General features: G+C 60.2%; 19 protein-coding genes. 7 read left to right on the plus strand and 12 right to left on the minus strand.

What is annotated here, in order from left to right; genetic code table 11:
* Nucleotides 1-25: 25 nt before the first annotated feature.
* The 8 genes from N7U68_RS18590 to N7U68_RS18625 form a co-directional block, all read right to left on the minus strand.
* A complete protein-coding gene (locus N7U68_RS18590; RefSeq protein WP_263047780.1) occupies nt 26-1,171 on the minus strand; it encodes a serine hydrolase domain-containing protein in 1,146 nt (381 codons plus the stop codon).
* The gene (locus N7U68_RS18595; RefSeq protein WP_263047781.1) at nt 1,168-3,276 is read right to left on the minus strand and encodes an acetate--CoA ligase family protein; all 2,109 of its coding nucleotides are present in this window, start codon (nt 3,274-3,276) and stop codon (nt 1,168-1,170) included. Before N7U68_RS18595 ends, N7U68_RS18590 begins: the two co-directional genes overlap by 4 nt.
* A 6-nt stretch (nt 3,277-3,282) precedes the next feature.
* Nucleotides 3,283-4,443: an acyl-CoA dehydrogenase family protein gene (locus tag N7U68_RS18600; RefSeq protein ID WP_263047782.1), complete on the minus strand. Its 1,161-nt coding sequence runs from the start codon at nt 4,441-4,443 to the stop codon at nt 3,283-3,285.
* A gap of 3 nt (nt 4,444-4,446) precedes the next feature.
* On the minus strand, nt 4,447-5,250 hold the full coding sequence (locus N7U68_RS18605) for an ABC transporter permease (RefSeq protein ID WP_165193080.1): 804 nt from the start codon (nt 5,248-5,250) through the stop codon (nt 4,447-4,449).
* The gene (locus N7U68_RS18610; protein ID WP_241188200.1) at nt 5,247-6,056 is read right to left on the minus strand and encodes an ABC transporter permease; all 810 of its coding nucleotides are present in this window, start codon (nt 6,054-6,056) and stop codon (nt 5,247-5,249) included. The genes N7U68_RS18605 and N7U68_RS18610 overlap by 4 nt, the downstream gene beginning before the upstream one ends.
* A gap of 142 nt (nt 6,057-6,198) precedes the next feature.
* Nucleotides 6,199-7,308, minus strand: coding sequence for an extracellular solute-binding protein (locus N7U68_RS18615; RefSeq protein WP_165193076.1), 1,110 nt, complete (start codon nt 7,306-7,308; stop codon nt 6,199-6,201).
* An 82-nt stretch (nt 7,309-7,390) separates the two neighbouring features.
* A complete protein-coding gene (locus tag N7U68_RS18620; RefSeq protein WP_263047783.1) occupies nt 7,391-8,392 on the minus strand; it encodes an ABC transporter ATP-binding protein in 1,002 nt (333 codons plus the stop codon).
* A complete protein-coding gene (locus N7U68_RS18625) occupies nt 8,389-9,279 on the minus strand; it encodes a beta-keto acid cleavage family enzyme (RefSeq protein ID WP_165193072.1) in 891 nt (296 codons plus the stop codon). Before N7U68_RS18625 ends, N7U68_RS18620 begins: the two co-directional genes overlap by 4 nt.
* Before the next feature lie 126 nt (nt 9,280-9,405).
* Between N7U68_RS18625 and N7U68_RS18630 the strand changes: the two genes are divergently transcribed.
* Complete coding sequence (locus N7U68_RS18630; RefSeq protein WP_263047784.1) at nt 9,406-10,446, plus strand: GlxA family transcriptional regulator; 1,041 nt, start codon at nt 9,406-9,408, stop codon at nt 10,444-10,446.
* A gap of 161 nt (nt 10,447-10,607) precedes the next feature.
* On the opposite strand, the gene N7U68_RS18635 is transcribed toward N7U68_RS18630, so the two are convergent.
* Both N7U68_RS18635 and N7U68_RS18640 read right to left on the minus strand, forming a co-directional pair.
* On the minus strand, nt 10,608-11,546 hold the full coding sequence (locus N7U68_RS18635) for a 3-hydroxyacyl-CoA dehydrogenase NAD-binding domain-containing protein (RefSeq protein WP_263047785.1): 939 nt from the start codon (nt 11,544-11,546) through the stop codon (nt 10,608-10,610).
* Nucleotides 11,546-12,349 (minus strand): carnitinyl-CoA dehydratase, encoded by an 804-nt coding sequence (locus N7U68_RS18640; RefSeq protein WP_165193066.1) that lies wholly within the window; start codon nt 12,347-12,349, stop codon nt 11,546-11,548. Before N7U68_RS18640 ends, N7U68_RS18635 begins: the two co-directional genes overlap by 1 nt.
* 424 nt (nt 12,350-12,773) lie before the next feature.
* Between N7U68_RS18640 and N7U68_RS18645 the strand changes: the two genes are divergently transcribed.
* The 6 genes from N7U68_RS18645 (at nt 12,774) to N7U68_RS18670 (ending at nt 21,322) form a co-directional block, all read left to right on the plus strand.
* The gene (locus N7U68_RS18645; protein WP_263047786.1) at nt 12,774-13,232 is read left to right on the plus strand and encodes an SRPBCC family protein; all 459 of its coding nucleotides are present in this window, start codon (nt 12,774-12,776) and stop codon (nt 13,230-13,232) included.
* 58 nt (nt 13,233-13,290) lie between these two features.
* Nucleotides 13,291-13,761: a (2Fe-2S)-binding protein gene (locus tag N7U68_RS18650; protein ID WP_165193062.1), complete on the plus strand. Its 471-nt coding sequence runs from the start codon at nt 13,291-13,293 to the stop codon at nt 13,759-13,761.
* A gap of 22 nt (nt 13,762-13,783) precedes the next feature.
* Nucleotides 13,784-16,144, plus strand: coding sequence for a xanthine dehydrogenase family protein molybdopterin-binding subunit (locus N7U68_RS18655; RefSeq protein ID WP_165193060.1), 2,361 nt, complete (start codon nt 13,784-13,786; stop codon nt 16,142-16,144).
* Between the two features lie 14 nt (nt 16,145-16,158).
* Nucleotides 16,159-16,953 carry an FAD binding domain-containing protein gene (locus N7U68_RS18660; RefSeq protein WP_263047787.1) on the plus strand — a complete coding sequence of 265 codons (795 nt, stop codon included), beginning with the start codon at nt 16,159-16,161 and terminating at the stop codon, nt 16,951-16,953.
* A gap of 167 nt (nt 16,954-17,120) precedes the next feature.
* The gene (locus N7U68_RS18665; protein ID WP_263047788.1) at nt 17,121-18,233 is read left to right on the plus strand and encodes an efflux RND transporter periplasmic adaptor subunit; all 1,113 of its coding nucleotides are present in this window, start codon (nt 17,121-17,123) and stop codon (nt 18,231-18,233) included.
* Nucleotides 18,230-21,322: an efflux RND transporter permease subunit gene (locus N7U68_RS18670; RefSeq protein ID WP_263047789.1), complete on the plus strand. Its 3,093-nt coding sequence runs from the start codon at nt 18,230-18,232 to the stop codon at nt 21,320-21,322. Before N7U68_RS18665 ends, N7U68_RS18670 begins: the two co-directional genes overlap by 4 nt.
* Before the next feature lie 38 nt (nt 21,323-21,360).
* Here the strand turns inward: N7U68_RS18670 and N7U68_RS18675 are convergent, their stop codons facing one another.
* Together N7U68_RS18675 and N7U68_RS18680 are read right to left on the minus strand one after the other, a co-directional pair.
* Entirely contained in the window at nt 21,361-22,290 is a 930-nt protein-coding gene (locus N7U68_RS18675) for an isocitrate lyase/PEP mutase family protein (RefSeq protein ID WP_263047790.1), read from the minus strand.
* Entirely contained in the window at nt 22,287-22,955 is a 669-nt protein-coding gene (locus N7U68_RS18680; protein ID WP_165193053.1) for a GntR family transcriptional regulator, read from the minus strand. Before N7U68_RS18680 ends, N7U68_RS18675 begins: the two co-directional genes overlap by 4 nt.
* Nucleotides 22,956-23,083 lie beyond the last annotated feature (128 nt).

Consider the following 23,083-nt stretch of genomic DNA (forward strand, 5'->3'; position numbering starts at 1 on the left):
CAATGGCGTGATGTGGCCTGCACGTCTAGTCCTGACGCGCGTATTCCGTCAGCACGGCCTCCAGACAGGCGATGGTTTCGGCCATGTAATCATCACAATATCCGGCTTCATTCTCCAGCACACTGAAATAGGCACAGGACAGCCCGGTAACCGTGTCCACCATCAGGAACTGCCCGCCATACCCCGCATGCCCAATCCATCGCCCGTTGGTCATCATCTGGTTGGCATAGCGCACACGGTCGCGCGGCGATGACAGGGTCTTGGCCTCGCGGGTCAGGACCGCTTGGGTGAATGTCTGGTTCCAGCCGGGGCAGGGGGCTGGGCCCGCGATCCGCGCCAATAACAGGCCGAACCGCGCCAAGTCGGTGGCAGTCATACAGCCCCCGCCAGAAAACGCCGGTAACCCATCGGGGCTGAGGCTGATATGCAGCGCGCCTGCAATTCCCGCCGCCTCGGCAATCGCGTCGATTTCGGCCGGCAATCCGCCGGGCCGTAGATGATCGCAGATCAGGGTCAACAGGTCAGTGTTGGCAGAGCAATAGTTGATCGCCGATGCGTGGTTCGTCAGGTCGTCGCCGCCGACGGAGCGCACGAATTCACCCATCCCGGTCTCCGGCGCGCCCTCGGGTGGCAGTCGCCAGCCCAGAGCGATCTCTTCGGTATAGCAACTGGCATGCGGATCGGCGTAATCCTCGGAAAAATCATTGATCAGGTTCATGTCCAGCACGTCCTGAACCCGCGCGCCGCGATAGCCTGTTCCGATGTCTGGGATATAGGCCTCGACCGGCTTGGCCGGATCCAGCAACCCCTCGGCGATCATTCGGCCTGCAATCAGGTGGATCATCAGCTTGCTCACCGACTGCATTGAATGCGGTTGGTCGGGGGCGAAATCTGCCGCGTATCGCGACATGACCACCTTATCGCCTTGGGCACAGACCAATGCCGAAAATTCTGGCCGCGTAGTCAACGTCGCCACTTCGGGCAATGCTGCCAGCGCGCGGCATTCGTCAGGCTTCAGCATCGATTGCGCCCGCGCCCGCACCATGTAGGCGCGACGAAACAGGCGATACACGTTATGGAACCCGTGACGGCGGAACTCTGGCTGGTTCCAGCGTTGTTTGTTGCCCGCACCGACGGCCAGATCGGGATTGGGGATGCGCTGGCCGGTCACGCGGATTCAACCTGCATCAGCACATCCACCGCCACGACGTCACGCTCATACACAAACAGCGGATTGATCTCGATCTCGACAATCTGCGCTTCCTGCGCGATGGCGTATTCCGCCAATTGTGACAGTGCGCCGACCAGTGCCGCGCGATCAGCCGCGGGTTTGCCGCGAAATCCGTTCAGCAATTTTGCGACCCGCAATTGATCCAGTGCCCTGTGAATGTCCGCCGGTTGCGCAGGCAGCAACAATGACACTGTATCGCCGATCAGTTCGACCAGTATGCCGCCGCTGCCCAGTGTCATCGCCAGTCCGAATTGTGGATCGCGACGGATGCCGACCACCAGTTCCGCCAGCGGTGGGGCGGCCATGCGCTCGACCAGATAATCGTCTGTCACCGCTTCTGGCGCATAGCGTGCGACGGCGGCCCGCATTTCCTGTGCTGCCAATGTCAACGCGCTCTCATCTGGAATGCCGACGACGACAGCCCCCGCATCGGACTTATGCGCCAATGCCGGTCCCATCATCTTGAGCACAACCGGATAGCCGGTTTCGGTCGCGGCGCTCAGCAACCCTGCGCTGTTTGTCAGTTGTCCTTTGGGCACGGCGATCCCTGCCGTGGCCAACCGTGCCTTGCCCTCGGCCTCGTTTAGCAGTGTGATCGGTCCGATGGGCCGTCCGGGGACGAGGGGCTTTTGCGCAGCAGACAGTATCTCGTGTTGTCGTCTGCGCCACCATGACGCGCCTCGAATGGCGTTCAGCGTCTCGTGTATCCCCTGCATCGGGGCAACGCCGCGCGCCACGTAGTGATCACGCACCTCTTGGCCGATGTTTTCGGGGATCGTGGCGCAGATCGCGGCAGGCAGACCAGCGCGCCGGGCCGCATCGGCAAAGGCCGCCCCGTCATTGAGGTATAGTTGCTTGGACTCGTCCAGATCGGGGGCCGGATAATCCTGCACCAGCACAGCCGCATGCACCGGAATATGTGCGAAGGCGGCGTCGAACACCGGTCCCGTCTTGTCCTGCTGGCCCCAGATTGGCGTGGTGTAGTCCAACGGGTTCGACACTGTGGCGATAGGCGGAAGCAACGGCACTAGCGCAGCTTTTGCAGCCGCGTCCGGGGTGGGGTAGCGCAGGCCAATTGTCTCGCTGTGATCGGCCAGCATCGTGGCACCGCCGCCCGAACAGGTGAACCCCAGTACATCTGTGCCCTCGGGCGCACCCGCGACACAGAGGTATTTCAGGGTTTCCAGAAATTGCGCGGGATTGGTGACCGGGATCACACCAGTCCGTTCAAACAGGGCCGTGTAATGCGCGTTTGATCCGGCCAATGATCCTGTGTGGCTCAGTGTCAGGCTTTCGCCAATCGCGGAACTGCCGGTTTTCAGCGCCACAATGGGCGTGCCCGCGCGGATCGCCTTGAGCGCGGCGCGCTCAAACGCAGGTACATTGCGCAGCCCCTCGATATGCAGCCCGATGGCGCGCACTTCCTCGCGTTCGCATAACAGGTCGATAAACTCGGCCATGCCCAGATCGGCCTGATTTCCCGCCGATGCCATGTAAGCCACAGGCAGGGATCGTTGGCTCATCGTGATGTCGGATGAAAACATGCCCGATTGCGTGATGATGGCGGCACCGTAGCCGGGGCAGGTGCCACCATGGGCAAAGGGCCAGAGCGCAGATTTGCCGACATAGTTGATCAGCCCGTAACAATTTGGCCCGATCAGCACCATGTCACCCAGCGCGTCTTTCAGCGCCTGCTCCAGCGCGCGACCCTCATCATGCGCTTCTGCGAACCCGGCAGAATAGCACACGATGCCACCCGCCCCCATTGCGGACAGGTCCGCCACTGCTGCGGGCACCAACGCCGCCGGAATGGCCAGAAACACCGCGTCGGGGGGCTCTGGCAGCGCGGCAATGTCTGGCAGACAGGGCAGCCCGGCGATCTGTGTGCGCCGTGGGTTTACCACCCACATCTGCCCCGTATATCCGGCGCGGCGTGCCTCGGTGATGCCTACGGCGGCATCTGCCCCGCCGATAAAGGCAATATGGCGCGGATTAAGAAGCCGCTCGAAATTCTGCCGCTTGGCCGGAGTCATGGACGTGGTCATGGATGGTCAGGCCCCCAGCGGGCGCAGGATCGACCGGGTGATGATGTGGCGCTGGATCTCTGACGTGCCGTCCCAGATGCGTTCCAGCCGACTGTCACGCCACAGACGCTCGATCGGCAGTTCCTCCATCAGGCCCATGCCGCCATAAATCTGCACCGTGTCATCAGCGATCCGGTTCAGCATTTCGGAACAATAAACTTTGACCATGGCCGCATCAGCATCCTCCATCGCGCCACGCTCTGCGCGGGCCACGGCATCGGCCACCAGCAGGTCCGCCGCACGCAGCCCCATCGCGCCATCCGCCAGCCGGAACCCGGTCGCCTGAAACCGCCCGATCGGCTGGCCAAACTGACGACGGCTTGCCGCCCATTCGGTTGCCAGTCCCAGAATGCGCTCTGCCTTGCCACAACAACTTGCACCGACCCAGATGCGTCCCATGCCCAGCCATTGACCGGCCAACTCCAGCCCGCGCCCCTCTTCGCCCAACACCTGACCGGGGCCAAGGCGGACATTGTCGAAGGTCAGTTGATAATTGCGGTAACCACGGTAGCTGACACAGCGGTTGCCTTCGCGGCACTCGAACCCCGGCGCGCCGATATCGACCAGAAAGGCGGTGACACGCTTGCGGCTGCCACGCGGGCTTTCATCCACACCCGTGGCGGCAAAGACGATGGCGAAATCCGGCATGCACGGACCAGAGATGAAGTGCTTGGTTCCGTTCAGAATCCAGTCATCGCCGTCGCGCCGGGCGTTGGTCTTCATGCCCATCACGTCCGATCCGGCCTCGGGTTCGGTCAGACCGAAAAGCTCGCGTTTCTCACCGCGCACGGCTGGCAGCAAATATTGTTCGCGCTGATCGCCCTCGCAGGCCAGCAACAGTTCCGTGGGTCGCGCGGCCCAACTGTGCAACGCATGGCTGGTCTTGCCGTATTCGCGCTCGATCAGGTGCATTGCCGACAGGCCCAGACCACCGCCGCCGACGTCCTCAGGCAGGTTGCAGGCATAGAGACCAACCTCCTTGGCACGCGCTTCGATCTGGCGGCCCAGATCCTCGGGCACCTCGCCGGTCTTGTCGACCATCTGCTCGTGCGGAAACATCTCTGCCTCCATGAAGGCGCGGACTGTATTCAGCAGCAGCTCGTTCTCATGGCTGACCATAATATTCATGCGTTAGTCCTCTTTCAGAGCGGTTTGCGCGCGACGGCGCGACACGATGGCCGAGATTGCGAACGCGGCCAATGTTATGGCGATCAGCACCACGGCGGCGGCCGCCACAGTCGGATCGGTGTTTTCGCGGATACCGTTCCACATCCGGCGGGGCAGGGTGTAGACGTTGAACTTCGAGATAAAGAGCGTGACGACGATCTCATCCCAGCTCAGGATGAAAGCAAAGAGAGCGCCAGCAAATACGCCGGGTCGGATCGACGGCAGGATCACGCGCCGCATCGTCATCCATGCGGGCGCCCCCATGTTGCGGCTGGCCTGTTCCAGCTTTGGGTCGAAGTTGGCCAGGCTCGCACTGACCGTGATCAGCACCATTGGCGCTGCCAGAACCGTATGCGCCAGAATGAGGCCCGCATAGCTGTCCAACAGACCCAGCGGGATCAACAGACGGTAGAACGCCATCGCGGAAATGATTTGCGGGATGATCAGCGGCAGCAGCAGAAAGGCGCGCACAATTTCACTGTATTTTGATGTTACGCGCCACAGGCCAATCGCCGCCAGCGTCCCCAGCGCCGTGGCCAGTACTGCCGTGCTGATGGCGATGATTCCGCTCTGGGCAAAACTTGACAGCCATTCGGGGCTGGAAAACAGGAATTCGAAATGCCGCAGCGAATAGTCGCCCTTGGGCATCGACAAGAACCGCTTTGGAGTCAGCGATACCGGGATCGCGATCAGGGCAGGCAGCACCAGAAACAGCAGTGCCATCCATGCGCCGACACGGTTCAGACGTGCAAATAATCCGGGTTTCATCGTGCCGCTCCGCCACCAAAGACCGCGCTGAGCTGCATGAACCGTGACATGATCCAGAGCAACGCCAGCACAGAGAACAACATCAACGTGCCCAGCATCGCAGCCGTGCCCCAATTGAGTGTGACCAACAGCTGAACAGAGATATATTCAGCCACCATCAGAACCTTGCCGCCGCCTAGGATCGCGGGCGTCACGTAGAACCCAAGGCTGAGGATGAAGACCAGCAGCGACGACGCGATCAATCCCGGCATCGTCAGTGGCAGATAAATGCGCCAGAAGGTCTGTGTGCCCGTCGCCCCCAGATTGCGCGAGGCCGACATCACGCGGGTGTCCAATGTCTGCATGTTCGCCAGCAGCGGCAGCACGGCATAGGGCACCATGTAATGCACCATCCCGATCAACACTCCCAATTCGTTGCGCATGAACCGGATCGGGTCGGAAATCAGGCCAATCGCCTCCATCGACTCGTTCACCAGCCCGTTGCGCCCTAGCAGCATCAGCCACGCAAAAGTGCGTACCAGAACCGATATCCAGAAGCTGACCAGCAGGAATGTCAGCATGATATGCTGGTTCTTGCGGTGGGCATGCACCATCGCGTAGGCGACGCTATAGCCCAATGCGACGCTGAAAAACGTGGTGATCAGGCAGATGCGGAATGTCGTCCACAGAATGCGCCCCAACGCGTCGGTTTCGTACAGTTTTTGATAGTTGCCAATCCCCGGCTCTGGATCGGTCACGCTCAGCCACAGGATATTGATCAGCGGGCCAGCATAGAACGCCAGCACGACGATGACGAACGGCGCCACCAAGAGCCATCCGGGGCTGATATATCTCTGGAATAACTGCATGTTTTAACCGATGTGCTAGGAAAATGCCGAAGGCCCGCGTGGCCTCCGGCCAGTATGCGGGCAACTCAGAAAGAGAGGCCGCCCGCATGGGAGAGGTTCGTTAACTGATGGCGTCAAGGAAGGCGTTGACCGCCTCGCTGCCATTCTCGCCCCACCAGACCGGATCGTTATAGACGATCTTGTCGATATTCATGGCCGAGGTGATGGCATAAGGTTGTTGATCTTCGGGGATTTCGCCAAAGGCCGCAGGGTTCGACGGGGTCATGCCCAGACAGTTCAGAATCTCCAACTGCGCCGGGACTTCCTGCGCGGTGGCGATGTATCTCATCACCGCATCGCGGCCCGCCGGGTTGCCCTTGGGAACGATATAGGCGCCGGGCATGGCCATCGCCTGATTGTTCACCAGCTTGTAGCGCCCTTCGGTGTCGGTCTCGATATTGCGGCCACGGTTCTGCCAGATGATCGCCATTGAGGCTTCGCCATTGACGCACATCGAATGCACCTCGGATCCGGAACCCCAGTAGATGCTGTCATCCTTGATGGATTTGACCTTGTTCAGCGCCCGTTCCATGTCCAGCGGATAAAGGTCGTCACCGGCCACACCATCGGCCATCAGTGCCCCTTCAAGCGATCCGTTCGCCCATTTGTAGAGTGCGCGGGTGCCGGGGAAATTGGCCGTGTCAAAGAAATCCTTCCAATCCTTGGGCGGATTGTCTCCGTACACTTCGGTGTCATAGACGAAGGCATAGCCGTAGAGGATGATCGAAACGCCGTATTCCAGCGCATATTGCGGCAGGGTCTTTTCCTTGCTGACGATGCTGTAATCAATCGGCTCCAGATGTCCCGTGGGGCCAAGCGAAACCGCGTTGAACAGGTCCGCGTCGGCTACGTCTGCCGTCACGTTGCCGCTGTCCACCATCTCGCGGATCTTGCCTTCTAGCGGGCCGGAGGTGTCGTATTTCACGCCCAGACCGGTCTCTGCTGTGAACGCATCCCCGATGGCTGATCCGTGGCACTCCACCGATTGCCCGCCCCAGTTCCACATCACCACATGATCGGCAGCGGCCTTGGCGTCGCCCGCGATCACGGACGAGGTGGCAACACCCGCCATGCCGCAGAGCGCCAGAAACGTGCGGCGGTCCATCCGGCCTGCCTTGTAGGCGTGGGCGCTCTCTACCAGCGTCTCTTTCATGAATTGCTTGTCTTGCATATTGGTCTCTCCTTATTGGTTATGGGCAGTTTTAGCCCTTCTTTCGTGGGGCGCGCGCAGGGCGCATGCCCGGGGTCTTTCTTCAGGTATCTTCTAGTTTCACCGCAGCAGTATCGACCCAGCCCAGATCGACGGACTGTCCCACGCTGAGCGCGTGCCTGTTGCGCCAGCTGTCCACGTCCACCTCGATGTCATCGCGGTTTTCGACGGTGACCATGAACTTCTGCATCGCCCCGAAGTAGGTGATGCTCCGGATGGTTCCCGACAACTGCTTGTGGCTGTCCAGTTGCCCGGTCGGCGCGATGTCGATCTTCTCGGGGCGCAAGGCATAGGCGCCGTCACCCATCGACAGAAAATTGCTCTTGCCCAGAAATCCGGCGGCAAACCGCGTGCGCGGGTGTTCGTACAACTCGTTCGGCGTGCCCACCTGCTCGATCCGGCCCTGCTGCATGATCACGATGCGGTCGGACATGGATAGCGCCTCTTCCTGGTCATGTGTGACATAGACAAAGGTGGTGCCGACGCGGCGGTGAATATCCTTGAGCTGATCCTGCACTTCGACGCGCAGTTTCTTGTCCAGCGCGCCCAACGGCTCGTCCAGCAACAACACCGGCGGGGCAAAGGCCAGCGCCCGTGCCAGCGCCACCCGCTGTTGTTGTCCGCCCGACAGCTGGCCGGGCTTGCGGTGGCCAAACTCGGTCAACTGCACCAGATCCAGCATTTCATCGACCCGCGCCTCAATCTCGGCGCGGGGCCGTTTACGCACGTCCAGCGCGTAGCCGATATTCTGCCGCACAGTCATATGCGGGAACAGCGCATAGCCCTGAAACACCATGCCAAAATTACGCTTCTCAGCAGGCAGGGTGCGGATCGACCCGCCATCCAGTAGGATATCGCCCTCGGTGATGTCCAGAAATCCGGCGATCATCATCAGCAGGGTCGTCTTGCCCGATCCCGACGGACCAAGCAGGGTCAGGAATTCGCCCCGCTGGATGTCCAGATCGACATTCTCCACGGCGGTAAAAGATCCGAACCGCTTGGTCAGCCCTTGCAGGGTCAAGCCTCCCGATGCGGCCTGAGTCATGTGTCTGCTCCGCGCAGATTCAGCCGGTTACGGGCCTCTTGCGGGCTCAAGGCGCGGCCGCCCATACGTTCGATGATCTCGACCGCGCGCGTGACCAACTGCCCGTTCGTGGCCAGCACGCCGCGATCCAGATAGATGTTGTCCTCCAGCCCGACCCTGACATTGCCCCCCAGCGCCACGGCTGCGGCAGCCATCGGCATCTGCATCCGGCTCACACCGAAACTGGCCCAGCTTGCACCGTCGGGTAGTTGCGCTTTCATGGCGGCCATTGTCTCGACTGTTTGATCGGCCCCCCACGGGATACCCAGACACAGCTGGAACATTGGCGGCGCGTCGATCAGACCCTCTTCCACCATCGCCTTGGCAAAGCGGATATGACCCAGCTCAAACACTTCCAGTTCGGGCTTCACCCCCCATTCCTGCACTAGTTTTGCCATCCGGCGCAGTGTCGGAGGTGTCGAAATATAGATACTGTCCGTGTCCGAGAAATTCAGCGTTCCACAATCCAGCGAGCAAATCTCGGGCATGCATTCACGCACATGCGCCAGCCGCGCGTCTGGACCGATCATATCGGTGCCGGGGCCGGGCATCGCAGGATCGTCTGCTGACGGTGCCCAATCGCCGCCCATCCCCGCGGTGAGGTTGATCACCACATCGGTGTCACTGGCGCGAACCAGATCGACGGCCTCTTTAAATAATGCCACATCGCGTGATCCCTGACCGGTCTCGGGGTCACGGACATGCAGGTGTGCAATGGCTGCACCGGCCTTTGCCGCCTCTATTGCTGCATCAGCGATCTGTCGCGGTGTGACCGGGACATGCGGGCTTTTTCCGGTGGTATCTCCGGCGCCTGTTACGGCACAGGTAACGATGGTTTCGAACTTCATGCGCGCTTCCTCTTCCCGCTCAGTGTGCGACTGTGCGTCGCAGAAAATGTCGAATATTCGACGAATTTTGATGTATGATGGCGAATATTCGCACTAACTGCGCCGCAGTTAATCCCAGAGTGAGCCATGGCATCCCAGATCAATCAGACAAATCAAACCGGACGAATCGTCTGTGTTTTGGTGCCCCGCTTCAACATGATGAGTCTCATCAGTTTGCTGGAGCCGGCGCGCATCGCAAACTACCTGTCGCGCCATCCGCTTTACGCGATCGAGTATTGTTCGGTGGGGGCGGCGACCACCACGGCCAGCAACGGTATGCCCGTCGCATGCGCGGAATTGCCCGATAAACTGGCGCGCGAGGATCTGGTGATCGTGGTCGGCAGCTGGGGGGCAGAACACTACGATAATCCCCGGCTCATGTCGTGGTTGCGCCGACAAGAACGTGCTGGTGCGCGGCTCTGCGCGGTCGAACTGGGCCCCTATATCTTTGCGCGTGCGGGGCTGCTTACGCATCGGCGGGCCACAGTACACTGGTCCTATCTGGCCGGGTTTCAAGAGCTTTATCCGGACGTGCAGGGGGCAGAGCAGCTGTTTACCATCGACGGTCGCATTATGACCTGCGCCGGATCAACCGGCGGGCTTGATCTGATGCTGGATCTGATCCGCAGCGATCATGGCAATGCCCTGATATCCGAAATTTCGGACAACATCATGCACCACCCTGTGCGCGAGGATACGGACCCGCAGCGCCGCCCACTGGGCCGCGGACTGGAAGGGGTGTCGCCGCCGGTTCGGGCGGCGATCAAACTGATGGAGGCGCATATCGACGAGCCGCTCAGCATACCAGCGATTGCCAAGAGTGTGGGTCTGTCTCAACGTCAGCTGGAACGTCAGTTCAACCATGCGATGGGGTGCAGCGCGGTGCAGTTCAGCCGACTGATGCGGCTACAGCACGCGCGCGTGTTGTTGATTTCGACCGATCTGGGCATACGCGAAGTCGCGGCTGCCTCAGGGTTCAATTCACTGTCACATTTCGCCTTTGCGTTTCGCAATTGTTTTGGCAAACGGCCCAGTGATTATCGGCAAGCATGGCCCGAACAAAGCGAGGGACCCGTCTGGCCCGGCACACTGGCGCGCTACCTTGAAACGTTGCGCCCGCGCCGGTGAGGTTGCACAGCTATCGCGGGACTGACTGCACATCTCGCGGCGCACGCTGCGTTAACCGGATTATTCTATACATCGATACCGACGCGATACCGACGTATTACCGACGCAATGCCGAACCGGGTTTTTGACGGTTAATCAATATCTTGAACCTGATTCGCGCCTCAATCCCGCAGTGCTTTCAACACGGCCACGATTTTGCGATCCCGTTCTGCCGCCATCTCGGTGAAATGTCGATCCCCCGCAATGGCGTTGCATCCGTCTACCATCCGGTCACGCAACTCCTTGGTCAGTTCCGGGGCCTCCAGCCGGGTCCATGGCCATTTCAACGCCGGGCCGAACTGGTCAAGGTTCGTCGCCATGCCGCCCGCGCCGCAGGCAACGTGAAACGCCATGCACTGTCCTTGAACTGCCATGCGGGGGGCCGGGCCGTTTATCAACGCGGTATCAATGTCTTCGGGGGTTGCCTCGCCATTTGCCACCATGTGCAGCGCCTCGCGCCACAGTGCCTCTTGTAGCCGGGTGGCGACGAATCCGGGGATTTCTTTTTTCATCACCAGCGGTGCTTTGCCCGCGACCTCATAGAACGCCGCAGCCCATGCCACGGCATCCGGATCCGTTTGCTTGCCCCCGATGATCTCGACCAGCGGTAGCAGGTAGGGCGGATTGAACGGATGCCCGATCACGGTGCGCTCTGGCGTCGCGCAGGTGGCCTGAATATCGGTCATGGTCATGCCGGATGTGGACGAGCCGATGACCACATCAGTCGGCAGAATGCGACCTAGCTCGGCATATAATGCCTGTTTGATGTCCAGTCGTTCTGGCGCACTTTCCTGAATGAATTCCGCACCTTGAACCGCCTCTTTCAGATCGGTTGTTACTGTCAGCCGATCCAGCGATGCACCCTCTGCCAATCCCAATGCCGTCAGGCTGGCCCATGCGGTTTCAATCACCGACATCAGTGCGGGACGTTCAGCATCGTCGTGAATATAGGCCGTTACATCGTAGCCCCGTGCGAGGAAATGCGCGGCCCACCCGCCGCCGATCGGGCCTGCGCCAATGCTGGTGATGCGGCGTACGGTCCGTGGATCTGGATAGCCCATCATTCGCCCCTGAACTTTGGTTCGCGTTTCTCGACAAAGGCGGCGACACCTTCGGCGGCATCGTCGGACTTCAGCATCTTGCGGTAGGTCGGCAACCCATCCCCGCGCATGTTGGCAAAGGCATCTTCCAGCGGCACGCATTCAATCGCGCGCTGCACTTCCTTGACACTCTGCATCGCCAGCGGCGCAGACCATGCGATACTGGCTGCCCATTCGCGGGCGGCATCCATCAGCTGATCTTTCGGGACAACCTTGTTTACCAGTCCGTAATGCGCCGCTTCCTCAGCGCTCATGCGGCGGCCCAGCAGGAACATCTCCATTGCGATGTTATGGGGGATACGACGCGGCAGACGCTGCAATGCGCCTGCGTCTGGCACGATCCCCAACGGCATTTCCGGCAGGCCGAACTCGACGTGATCGGCCGCAATCAGCAGGTCACATCCCAGCGCCATTTCGAACCCGCCACCGATGGCCAGCCCGTTGATCGCGGCGATCACCGGCTTGTTCAATGCCCAGTTCTCGGTCAGGCCAGTGAACCCGCCAAATCCGTATTCGTCAGCTTCCCACCAGTTATCGAGGCTCATTTCACCCGCGTTCAACGCCTTTAGGTCCCAACCGGCCGAGAAAATCTTGTCTCCGCCGCCGGTCAGGATCGCACAACGCAAATCCTTATCCTCGTGCAGTTCCTGAAAGGCGGCAGCCAGCGCCTGACTGGTGGCGACGTCAATCGCGTTCACCTTGGGGCGATCCAACGTGACCTCAAGTACATGGCCATCGCGAACGACCTTCACTCCGTCTGACATGCGTATTCTCCTTGTTTGCTTTGCCCGCCGGGTCGGGTTTTCTTGGGTATCTTCGTATGAAAGGGTCGCAAAGAATGCGATTTTTCGTCACCATTTGGCGAAAATTGCGCCAGTTTGCTGCAATTCGACCGGACTTGTTACGCGAAAGGGTTTCCGGGGGCCGGTTTGCCGATCGGCCTTGAGTGCGGCGATTCGACGGTCAAAGTCTGGCAACTGATGCTTTGGCGAACACCGGCGCATCCTTCAGAGCATTTGCCTCATCAGGCGCTTTGCCATCTCTGGTCCTTCGGCAGCGAGCGCCTCAATGCGCAGCACATCAAAACACTTACTCGGAGGATAAGCGCCGGAAACGGTTCAAAACTATTGCCTTAACGTCTGGCCCGCCTATGATCCGAATGCGTAAGACATGGGGGAGGACAGTCGTATGGACATGACGGGCGAACACCGCATTGCGGCACCGCGGGACGAAGTCTGGGCGGCGTTAAACGACCCGGAAGTGCTAAAAGCCTGTATTCCCGGTTGTCAGGAATTGGAAAAAACCAGCGAAACCACGATGGAGGCCAAGGTCGTTCAGAAGATCGGCCCGGTAAAGGCCAGCTTTACGGGCGCGGTCGAGCTGGTCAACATCAACGCACCTGAAAGCTATACTATTCAGGGCGAGGGCAAGGGCGGTGTCGCGGGCTTTGCCAAGGGGGCGGCAGATGTGCATCTGGCCGAAGATGGCGACGAGACAATCCTGACATACAACGTGCAGGCTACCGTCGGCGGCAAGCTGGCGCAGCTCGGCAGCCGTCTGGTCAGTTCGACCGCCAAGAAACTGGCGGCAAAGTTCTTTGACAATTTCCACGATCACTTGACCCAAACAGGCGCGCCAGAAGCATAATCTGTGCGGCCCATTGAAAATGCGTGCGGGGGCACCCGCCAATCCAGGGAGGACCCAGATGACAAACGTAAAGATGAAGGTGAACGGCAAGGAGGTCAGCAGGGAGGTTCCAGATGAAACCCTGCTTTCGGAATTCCTGCGCGAGCAGTTGCGCCTGACCGGCACCCATATCGGATGCGATACCAGCCAATGCGGCGCCTGCGCGGTGCACGTGAACGGCAAGGTGGTCAAAGCCTGCACAGCATTGGCCGTGTCACTGGACGGCGCCGACGTTACCACCATCGAGGGGCTGGCCAATGGCGAATTGCATCCGATGCAAGTGGCCTTCAACGACAATCACGGCCTGCAATGCGGGTTCTGCACGCCGGGTATGATCATGGCCGGTGTCGACATGGTGAACCGTTACAAGGCCGAGGGTCGAGATCTGACATCCGACGCGATCCGCCACGAGCTGGAAGGCAATATCTGTCGCTGCACGGGCTACCACAACATCGTGAAGTCCATCGAAGACGCAGCGGCGAAGATGTGATTGACGCAAGGGAGGACATAACATGAGTTCAGGCATTGGCAAAAGCGTCAAGCGCAAGGAAGACAAACGGTTCACCACTGGCAAGGGCCGCTATACCGACGATCACAGAATGGACAATCAGGCCTATGCGGCCTTTGTGCGCAGCTCACACGCGCATGCAACGGTCAAGGGCATTGATGCCACTGCTGCCAAGGGCATGCCGGGTGTGATCGACGTGCTGGACGGGCATCAGCTGACCGGCGACGGCATCGGCAATATCATCTGCGGCTGGGCCATTACGTCCAAGGATGGCAGTCCGATGAACATGGGCGCATGGTCGGCACTGGCCACCGAGAAGGTCCGATATGTGGGTGACGCAGTGGCCGTGGTCATTGCCGAAACACAGGCGCAGGCACGCATCGCCGCCGAGGCTGTCGAAGTGGATTACGAGGAGCTGCCGGTCGTGGCGCATGTGCTGGACGCGATGAAGGATGGCGCGCCGCAAATTCACGATAACGCGCCGGGCAATCAGATTTACGACTGGGAACTGGGCGACGAGGCGGCCACTGATGCAGGGCTCGCGGACGCGGCGCATGTCACGACACTGGATATCACCAACAACCGGTTGTCGCCCAACCCGATGGAGCCCCGCAGCGCCATCGCCACTTATGACGACGCCGAGGAACACTATACGCTCTACACCACGTCGCAGAACCCGCATGTCGCACGTCTGGTGTTGTCGGCCTTCTACAACGTTGCACCCGAACATAAACTGCGGGTAATCGCGCCCGACGTGGGCGGCGGTTTCGGGGCCAAGATCTATATCTACCCCGAGGAAATCACCTGCCTCTGGGCGTCGATGAAAACCAATCGATCGGTCAAGTGGACATCAGACCGGTCAGAGGCGTTTCTGACGGACGCGCATGGCCGCGATCATGTGACACACGCGAAGATGGGTTTTGACGCGGATGGAAAGATCACGGGCTTCAAGATCGACACGATCGCCAATCTGGGCGCGTATATGTCGCTCTTCTCCAGTTCGGTGCCTACCTACCTTTATGCGCCGTTGATGTCCGGGCAGTATGACATCCAGAACATCCATTGTAACGTACGTACCTATTACACCAACACCGTCCCGGTGGATGCCTATCGTGGGGCCGGTCGCCCCGAGGCAACATACCTCGTGGAACGGATGATCGAGACTGCTGCCCGCGAAATGGGGATGGACCCGGCAGAGCTGCGGCGACGCAACTTTGTTCAATCCTTCCCGCACCAGACACCGGTATTGATGCAATATGATGCGGGTGATTTCCCCAAGATACTGGAAATGGCGCAAGAGGCGGCCGATGTGGCGGGCTTCGAGGCGCGCCGCAAAGAGGCCGCATCGCGGGGCAAGCTGCGCGGTCTGGGCTACTCAACCTTTATCGAGGCTTGCGGGTTGGCTCCGTCCAAGGCGGCAGGATCGCTGGGCGCGGGCGTCGGCCTATGGGAATCTGCCGAAGTGCGGGTAAATCCGGTCGGATCTATTGAAATCCTGACCGGTAGCCACAGCCACGGGCAGGGGCACGAGACGACTTTTGCGCAGATCGTCGCAGAACGTTTCGATATTCCCGTCGAAAATGTGCAGATCGTGCATGGCGACACGGACAAGGTACAGTTCGGCATGGGCACCTATGGATCACGCTCTGGTCCGGTTGGTATGTCCGCAGTGGTTAAGGCGATGGACAAGGTCGAGGCGAAGGTTCGCAAGATCGCGGCGCATACGCTGGAGGCCAGCGAGGACGACATCGAGATCAAGGGCGGCAACGTTAGCGTCAAGGGCACCGACAAGTCGATGGCCTGGCACGAAGTCGGGCTGGCGGCCTATGTGGCCCACAACCTGCCCGACGGGATGGAGCCGGGGCTGAAAGAGACCGCGTTCTTCGATCCGGTCAACTTCTCGTTCCCGTCAGGTGCCTTTATCTGCGAGGTCGAGGTCGATCCCGATACCGGAGAGACAAAAATCATCAAGTTCACCTCTGCCGACGATTTCGGCACGATCATCAACCCGATGATCGTCGAGGGGCAGGTGCATGGCGGTGTCGCGCAAGGCATCGGTCAGGCCATGCTGGAACAGGTGGTCTATGACGACGACGGACAGCTGCTGACGGGATCGTACATGGATTACACCATGCCACGCGCTGCTGACATGCCGTTCTTTGATGTACAGCACCACGAAACCCCCAGTCCGAACAATCCGTTAGGTGTCAAAGGATGTGGCGAGGCGGGGGCCATCGGCGCACCGCCTGCGGTGATCAATGCGATCACAGACGCGATCGGCACCAATGATCTGGCGATGCCGGCCACGCCCCAAGCCGTCTGGCGCGCATTGCGCTCGGCGTCCAAACCCATCGCGGCAGAGTAAGGAGGAGACAACAGATGTATCCGTTAAAATATCACAAACCAAACTCCATCGACGATGCGGTTGCTGCTCTTTCCTCGGGCGAAGAGGCGATGGTTCTGGCCGGAGGGCAGACCCTGCTCGCCACGATGAAACAGCATCTGGCCGCGCCCAGCGATCTGGTGGATATCCGCGGCATTGACGGTATGGTGGGTGTGCGTACCGACGGCGGCACGCTGATCATCGGCGCGGCCACAACCCACGCCGAAGTGGCTGCGAGCGAAGCGGTGCGAAAGCATTGCCCGGCGCTGGCCGATCTGGCGGGCGGAATCGGTGATCCGGCAGTGCGCCATATGGGCACCATCGGCGGCAGCCTTGCCAACAACGATCCGTCTGCTTGCTATCCGGCGGGTCTGTTGGGGTTGGGAGGTACAATCGTGACCAACCAGCGCGAGATCGCGGCGGATGACTTCTTCGAGGGTCTGTTTACCACCGCGTTGGACGAGGGCGAAATCATCACCTCAGTGAGGATTGATGCGCCCAAACGCGCGCATTACGCGAAATTCGCGCAGGCCGCCTCGCGCTTTCCGTTGGTGGCTGTGTTTGTCTCGGATGGCCCGCACGGGGTACGCGTGGCGGTGACCGGAGCAGGGGATGACGGCGTTTTTCGCCACGCGGGTATGGAGGCGGCGCTGTCTTCCGATTGGTCGGCGGAGGCGCTTGATGCTGTCGAGATCGATGATGACGGGCTGATTTCGGATATGCACGGCTCGGGCGACTATCGCGCACATTTGATCAAGGTGATGGCCAAACGCGCAGTGGCCGCAGCCTGAACAGTGGCTGGCCAACCTAGGCAAAGCGTCCGGTTGGCCAGCCATCATATCAACAACTGGCTGCGCGTTTCACGGTGTCTTGAGGACTTTCAACAGCGCAGCTATCGCTGGTGGCGGAATTACATGCTAGGTTAAGCTCGTCGAAACTTGCTGCCGGAACCCGCTACATGAACCGAACCGCTTTCTGGAAACAGGCTGCATTATCCGTGATGCTACTGATCGCGGCGGCTCTGGCTTGGGAAAATCGCACCGAACTTGGTGCGATTTGGGCCTCGATCGGTTCTGAGCAAAGTCAAAGCGCGGCCGTCGTCAGCCCAACGGACAGCGGCGCGCCAGTGATCACCGGGCATGTGCGCGAAATGCAGGATAATCTGACATTTTCGGCAATCGGTACTGGTTTCGCGCTAAAATCGGTCACGCTACGGGCACCCTCTACTGGTGAAATCGTTGAATTCAATATCTCGCCCGAGCGCAAGTTCCGCGCCGGCGATGTTCTGCTGCGCCTCAAGGATACCGACCAACGGCTGGCCGTAGCTTTGGCCGACGCGCGATTGAACCAAGCGACTTTGGAACAAGACAGATACAGCCGTCTTCAGGATAGCGGCATTGCGGCAGCGGCACGGTTGGAAGAGGTGCAAACCGCATTCAAGGTCGCCAGTATTGAGCTGGAGAAAGCGACAGCCGATCTGAATGATCGGACGCTGCGCGCACCCTTCGACGGTGTGGCGGGCCTTGCCTCTTTCGAGCAGGGTGAGCGGATTACCGAGGCGACACCGGTCGCAAGCTATGACGATCGCAGCCAGATTTTGGTGGAGTTCGATTTGCCCGAGGCGCTGCTGTCGCGTGTTTCGCCGGGACAGGCCGTTTCGGCGAGTACGCCTTCGATGGACCGCCAGCAATTCGCCGGTGCGATCACCGCAATCGACAGCCGCGTGGATGCAACGACCCGCACGGCGCGTGTGCGCGCCGCCATAGACAACAGCGCCGACCGTTTCCGCCCCGGTGCGTCCTTTGCCCTGACACTCGATTTGCCGGGAGAAACCTATCCCACGGTCCCGGAACTCGCGCTGCAATTTTCACGCGGTGCGTTGCATGTCTGGCGGGTGAAGGCTGGCGCTGCTGAGCAGGTTGAGGTGCGCATGGTCCGTCGCCGCGCCGGTCACGTGATTGTCGAGGGGCCATTGGCGCCGGGTGATGTGGTGGTTGTCGAAGGCACCCAACGATTGCGACCCGGTATTGCGGTGAATGTCCTGAACGCGAACGAGGATGGCAGCACATGACGCTCGGAGGGCGCGGCCTCAGTGAGTTGAGCGTACGCCGCCCCTACATGGCGGCGGTAATGAGCTTGCTGATCGTGATCGCAGGGATCGGCGCGCTCTTTGGGGTTGAGATACGTGAACTGCCTGACGTGGACCGGCCGGTGGTCTCGGTCCGGGCAAACTATCCGGGCAGCTCGCCCACCACGGTCGATGCCGAGGTTGCGTCCTTGGTCGAAGGCGCGGTCGCGCGCGTTGCCGGGGTAGAAGCGGTGCGCACGTCGTCGGAAGAGGGAAATTTTCGCTTGCGGGTGGAGTTCGGACCCGGCCGTGATCTGGCTACGGCGTCCAACGATGTGCGCGAGGCGGTCAGCCGAGTCGAGAACCGGTTGCCAAGCGGGGTAGAGGACCTCTTTGTCGTCAAGTCCGAACAGGATGCTAATCCGATCATGGACATCGCCGTGTGGAGCAACTCGCGCTCGGTCGATGCGTTGACGCGTCTGGTGGAAGACGCCATCGCGACCGAGTTCACCGCCGTCGATGGTGTCGCAGAGGTCGTGCTGTTCGGTGATAGAGAGCGGGTGCTGCGGGTCGGCGTCAAGCCGGATCGGCTGGCCGCATTCGGGCTGTCGATTGGCGAGGTGGCCGATGTGTTGCAGGCGGCGCAGTTCGATGTGCCGGTCGGCAGCTTTGCATCCGGTCCGCTAGAGGTGCTGGTGCGGGCCGATGCAACTGTCGCGGACCCCAAGCGCATCGAGGACCTGATGCTGCGTGACAAAGTGCGGTTGGGAGATGTGGCAGAAGTTTATTTCAGCATGGCCACGGCAGACAGCATCGCCCGGCTGAACGGGCGGCAGGTGATCAGTCTCGGGATTGTACGGCAGGCGCAATCGAACACGGTACAGATATCAAGCGACGTGCGCCGCGCGATTGAGCAGTTAAAGCTGCGCTTTCCTGATCTGGGCTTTCAAATCAGCAGTGACGACGCGGTGTTTATCGAAGGATCGATAGCAGAAGTGCTCAAGACGCTGGTTCTGGCACTTTTTATTGTGATTGCGGTCATTTGGGTATTTTTCGGACAATTGCGCGCGACGCTCATTCCGACGATCACCATTCCGATCGCTCTGATCGGTTCGGTCGCAGGGATCTGGCTGATGGGTTTTTCGATCAACCTCGTCACGCTCTTGGCGCTGGTGCTGGCGACAGGGTTGGTCGTGGATGACGCCATTGTTGTAACTGAGAACATTCAGCGTCGACAACAAGAGGGCATGGGCCCCCGTGCGGCAGCTGTCATTGGGTCGGGGCAGGTTTTCTTTGCAGTGATCGCCACGACATTGACGTTGATTGCGGTGTTTGTGCCGATCTCGTTCCTTCCCGGCGATGCCGGGCGCCTCTTTACCGAGTTTGGCTTTGTTCTGGCCGTCACTGTGGCAATTTCGTCTTTTGTTGCGTTGACCATGTGCCCGATGTTGGCGTCTCGGACGGGCAAACTGGGCGGCGACGATGGACTGTTCGCTGCCATCGGGCGCCCGATCGCCAAGCTTTATGCGGCGTTGATCGGCCCGATGGTGCGGGCACCGTTGGTCACGCTGGTGGCCGCGGGCATGCTGGCGGGCGGTGCCGCACTGGTTTACGATGAGCTCGGAGAGGAACTGGTGCCGCCCGAAGACCGCGGCTTCGTCAACGTCTGGCTACAAGGGCCGGATGGTACGGGGCTGGAATATACTGATCGGCAGGTTGTTCAGGTTGAAAACACCTTGCGCCCATATGTCGAGCAGGGCGTGGCGCAGGGACTGTATTCAATCACCGGGCGTTACGACCTCAACCGTGGCAGCATCGGCGTGCGATTGGTCCCGTGGAACCAGCGCGACATCGGCCAAGGCGAGATTGAGGCGGCTATCCGGGATGATTTGAATGCGCTACCGGGTGCGCGGGCGCGGGCTTGGCCCGGTAACAGTCTGGGATTACGCGGCGGGTCCGGTGGTGGGCTTAGTATTGCGTTGCTGGGGCCGACCCATCCAGAAATCGCCGAAGCTGCCGAAGATTTCGCAATCCGGCTGGAAGACGTGAACGGGGTATCGGGTATTCGCGTCCAGTATCAGGCCACCCAGCCGCAGCTAAGCATCGGGGTGGATCGCGAGCGCGCCTCGGATTTGGGGGTGCCCATGTCGACGCTGTCTGCGACCCTGCGCGCATTGATCGATGAGGCCGAGATCGCAGAGCTGACCATCGGAGACGAAGCCGTGCCGATCCTGTTGCAATCGACGGCAGGCGCAGTGCGCGATCCTGTTGATCTGATGAACCTCTATGTGCGGTCAGATGACGGTGATCTGGTTCCACTGAGCCAGATCGTGAGTCTGGATGAAAAAGGTGTCGCGGCAGAGCTTGACCGTCATGCGCAGCGCCGGGCTGTTGAGATTGACGCATCTGTTGCGACCGAGATCACTCTGCGCGAAGTGATTGACGACGTGCGTCTGTTGGCGCAGGAAACCTTGCCGGACGGGATCGGCCTGATCTTTTTGGGTGAGGCCGCTTCGCTGGATGAGACGTCCTCTGCCATGATGGTCACGTATGTGATCGCGCTGCTGGTCGTTTTTCTGGTGCTGTTGGCCCAGTTCGAGAGCCTGACCAGTGCGTTGGTGGTTATGACAACGGTGCCCTTCGGCGTTTGTGCCGCGATTTACGCGCTGCTGCTGACAGACACGACAATCAATATCTATAGCCAGATCGGTGTTCTGATGTTGATAGGCGTCATGGCCAAGAATGGTATTCTGTTGGTGGAGTTCGCAGACCAGTTGCGTGATCAGGGTATGAGCGTCGTGGATGCGGCCTACGAGGCAGCACTTGCCCGACTGCGCCCCATCTCGATGACCTTGATCTGCACGGTGATGTCCGGATTGCCATTGATTCTGGGCGGCGGACCGGGGGCCGAAGCCCGCGCCGCAATCGGCTGGGTGATCGTTGGCGGGTTGGGGATGGCAGCAGTGTTCACGCTGTTTTTGACGCCTGCTGCCTATGCGCTGGTTAGCGGGCTGTCGGGGTCGCGGGCGTCCAGCGCCGAGGCGCTTGAGAAAGAGCTGAGGGCGGTAAACAGCGGAGAACCCGCAGAGTAGAGCGCCCCGTACCCATCTATGGACGTTCCCCCAAAACCCTAGTTCACCTTTACACCTTCAAGATCGTTGTACTGCGCCTCCAGCGCCTTCATTTCTGGCTGACCCATGAGTGCCCAGATGTCATCAATGCTCGATAGCAGGTCTGGCCTGTGCATGATTTCGCCGGTGTCCACGGTCGATTTGAGCAGGCCAAGCGCGTTTTCCATTGCGGCCAACGCGGCGGCCGGAAGCAAACGGGGCAGGGTAACACGGCGCACACCGATTTCGGCGAGACGGGTAAAGGGGATGAGGGGCGTCGTGGGACGGTTTCGAATGCCAAAACCCATATTGACCGACACGGGTACCGGGACGGCATCCACTAGCGCCTTGATCTGGTCCTCGTCACTGATGGCGTCGGCAAAAATCATGTCCGCACCGGCCTGCGCATATAGTTGGGCCCGGCGGATCGCGCCTTCCAGTCCTTCGACGGCGATGGCATCGGTGCGCGCCAGTACCACGAAATCATCGTCGCGACGTGCGTCACAGGCCGCCTCGACCTTGCGAGCCATTTCGCGCATGTCAATCACGTCTTTGCCTGCCATATGGCCGCAGCGTTTGGGGCTGACCTGATCCTCGATATTGATGCCTGCCACACCGGCCTCTTCGAACCGCTGAACCGTGTGCAGGACTGTGACGGGATTACCGTATCCGGTGTCGGCATCGGCCATGACAGGGATGGACACAGAGCGCGCGATCATGCGGCAGGCCTCGACATTATCGGTCAGGCCCATGATCCCCACATCCGGGACACCAAGCCGTGAATTGGATAGCCCCGCCCCCGTCGTACAGGCGGTTTTGAAGCCCATTTTCTCGACCATCCGAACGCTGTAGCCGTCAAAAACACCGGGCGAGACCAAAAGCTCACTTCCCGCCATCAACTCGCGCATGCGGCGCGTGGGTTTGGTCGCTGCAGTTTCGTTCACGCTCATTCGGCGTCTCCTTTGGTTTTCATCGCCAACGCGGTCGTTTCCTCGGCCAGCAACTCTTGCAATGAATGGGTGGCGCGCAGGATGTGCGCCCGCATCAGGGATTCCGCGAGGTCAGCATCGCGTGTCTTCATCGCGCGCAGGATCTGCCAGTGTTCGGCATGGGCATTTTCGCGTCGTCCCGGCATGTCGCCTGAGCGTGCCCGATAGAGGCGCAAGAGGTAGTAAAGTTCATCACACAGCAGCGCGCGAATGCGTTTGTTACCGCTGCCTTCGGCAATACGTACGTGTACATCCAGCACTTCGGCGGTGTCCGGCCGGGGCTGCGAGAAGTCAGCGAGCAAGGCATCAAGCGCAGCTTCGGTCATGTTTTGCGTGGCAAGACGCACGGACATGCCTTCGACTGCCTCGCGCAGTTGAAATATCTCGACCATGTCCGAGACGGAGAGTTCGACAACGCGTGCCTTCAGGTATGGCTCCTTAATCACCAGCCCACGTCCCTGAAATTGTTTGACTGCTTCGCGCACCGGCCCACGGCTGACGGAAAACCGCTCTGCCAGTGCCGCCTCGTTTACAATACCGCCAAGGGGAATCTCGCCAGAGACCAGAAGATCGAATATCCTGTCAAAAACCTGATTGACCAGCGTAGTTTGTTCTGGGCGGGGCAAAGGGCGCGGCTCCTGTCAACACTTCTGGCACATTCGCTTATAATTTCGACTAATATCGGATTTTTACGCGCCCTGCAAGCCTGCGTTGAGCAAAGTGTTGACACTTTTTGAGTTCGGTGTAATGTCTG

The organism is Roseovarius pelagicus (assembly GCF_025639885.1).
GTDB classification, from domain to species: domain Bacteria; phylum Pseudomonadota; class Alphaproteobacteria; order Rhodobacterales; family Rhodobacteraceae; genus Roseovarius; species Roseovarius pelagicus.

Coding starts and splice junctions, on each gene's coding strand:
- N7U68_RS18650 (WP_165193062.1), top strand. CDS start 13,291: ATGACAAACGTAAAGATGAAGGTGAACGGCAAGGAGGTCAGCAGGGAG.
- N7U68_RS18665 (WP_263047788.1), top strand. CDS start 17,121: ATGAACCGAACCGCTTTCTGGAAACAGGCTGCATTATCCGTGATGCTA.
- N7U68_RS18655 (WP_165193060.1), top strand. CDS start 13,784: ATGAGTTCAGGCATTGGCAAAAGCGTCAAGCGCAAGGAAGACAAACGG.
- N7U68_RS18625 (WP_165193072.1), bottom strand. CDS start 9,279: ATGAAGTTCGAAACCATCGTTACCTGTGCCGTAACAGGCGCCGGAGAT.
- N7U68_RS18595 (WP_263047781.1), bottom strand. CDS start 3,276: ATGACCACGTCCATGACTCCGGCCAAGCGGCAGAATTTCGAGCGGCTT.
- N7U68_RS18670 (WP_263047789.1), top strand. CDS start 18,230: ATGACGCTCGGAGGGCGCGGCCTCAGTGAGTTGAGCGTACGCCGCCCC.
- N7U68_RS18620 (WP_263047783.1), bottom strand. CDS start 8,392: ATGACTCAGGCCGCATCGGGAGGCTTGACCCTGCAAGGGCTGACCAAG.
- N7U68_RS18675 (WP_263047790.1), bottom strand. CDS start 22,290: ATGAGCGTGAACGAAACTGCAGCGACCAAACCCACGCGCCGCATGCGC.
- N7U68_RS18645 (WP_263047786.1), top strand. CDS start 12,774: ATGGACATGACGGGCGAACACCGCATTGCGGCACCGCGGGACGAAGTC.
- N7U68_RS18605 (WP_165193080.1), bottom strand. CDS start 5,250: ATGAAACCCGGATTATTTGCACGTCTGAACCGTGTCGGCGCATGGATG.
- N7U68_RS18660 (WP_263047787.1), top strand. CDS start 16,159: ATGTATCCGTTAAAATATCACAAACCAAACTCCATCGACGATGCGGTT.
- N7U68_RS18640 (WP_165193066.1), bottom strand. CDS start 12,349: ATGTCAGACGGAGTGAAGGTCGTTCGCGATGGCCATGTACTTGAGGTC.
- N7U68_RS18615 (WP_165193076.1), bottom strand. CDS start 7,308: ATGCAAGACAAGCAATTCATGAAAGAGACGCTGGTAGAGAGCGCCCAC.
- N7U68_RS18630 (WP_263047784.1), top strand. CDS start 9,406: ATGGCATCCCAGATCAATCAGACAAATCAAACCGGACGAATCGTCTGT.
- N7U68_RS18600 (WP_263047782.1), bottom strand. CDS start 4,443: ATGAATATTATGGTCAGCCATGAGAACGAGCTGCTGCTGAATACAGTC.
- N7U68_RS18635 (WP_263047785.1), bottom strand. CDS start 11,546: ATGGGCTATCCAGATCCACGGACCGTACGCCGCATCACCAGCATTGGC.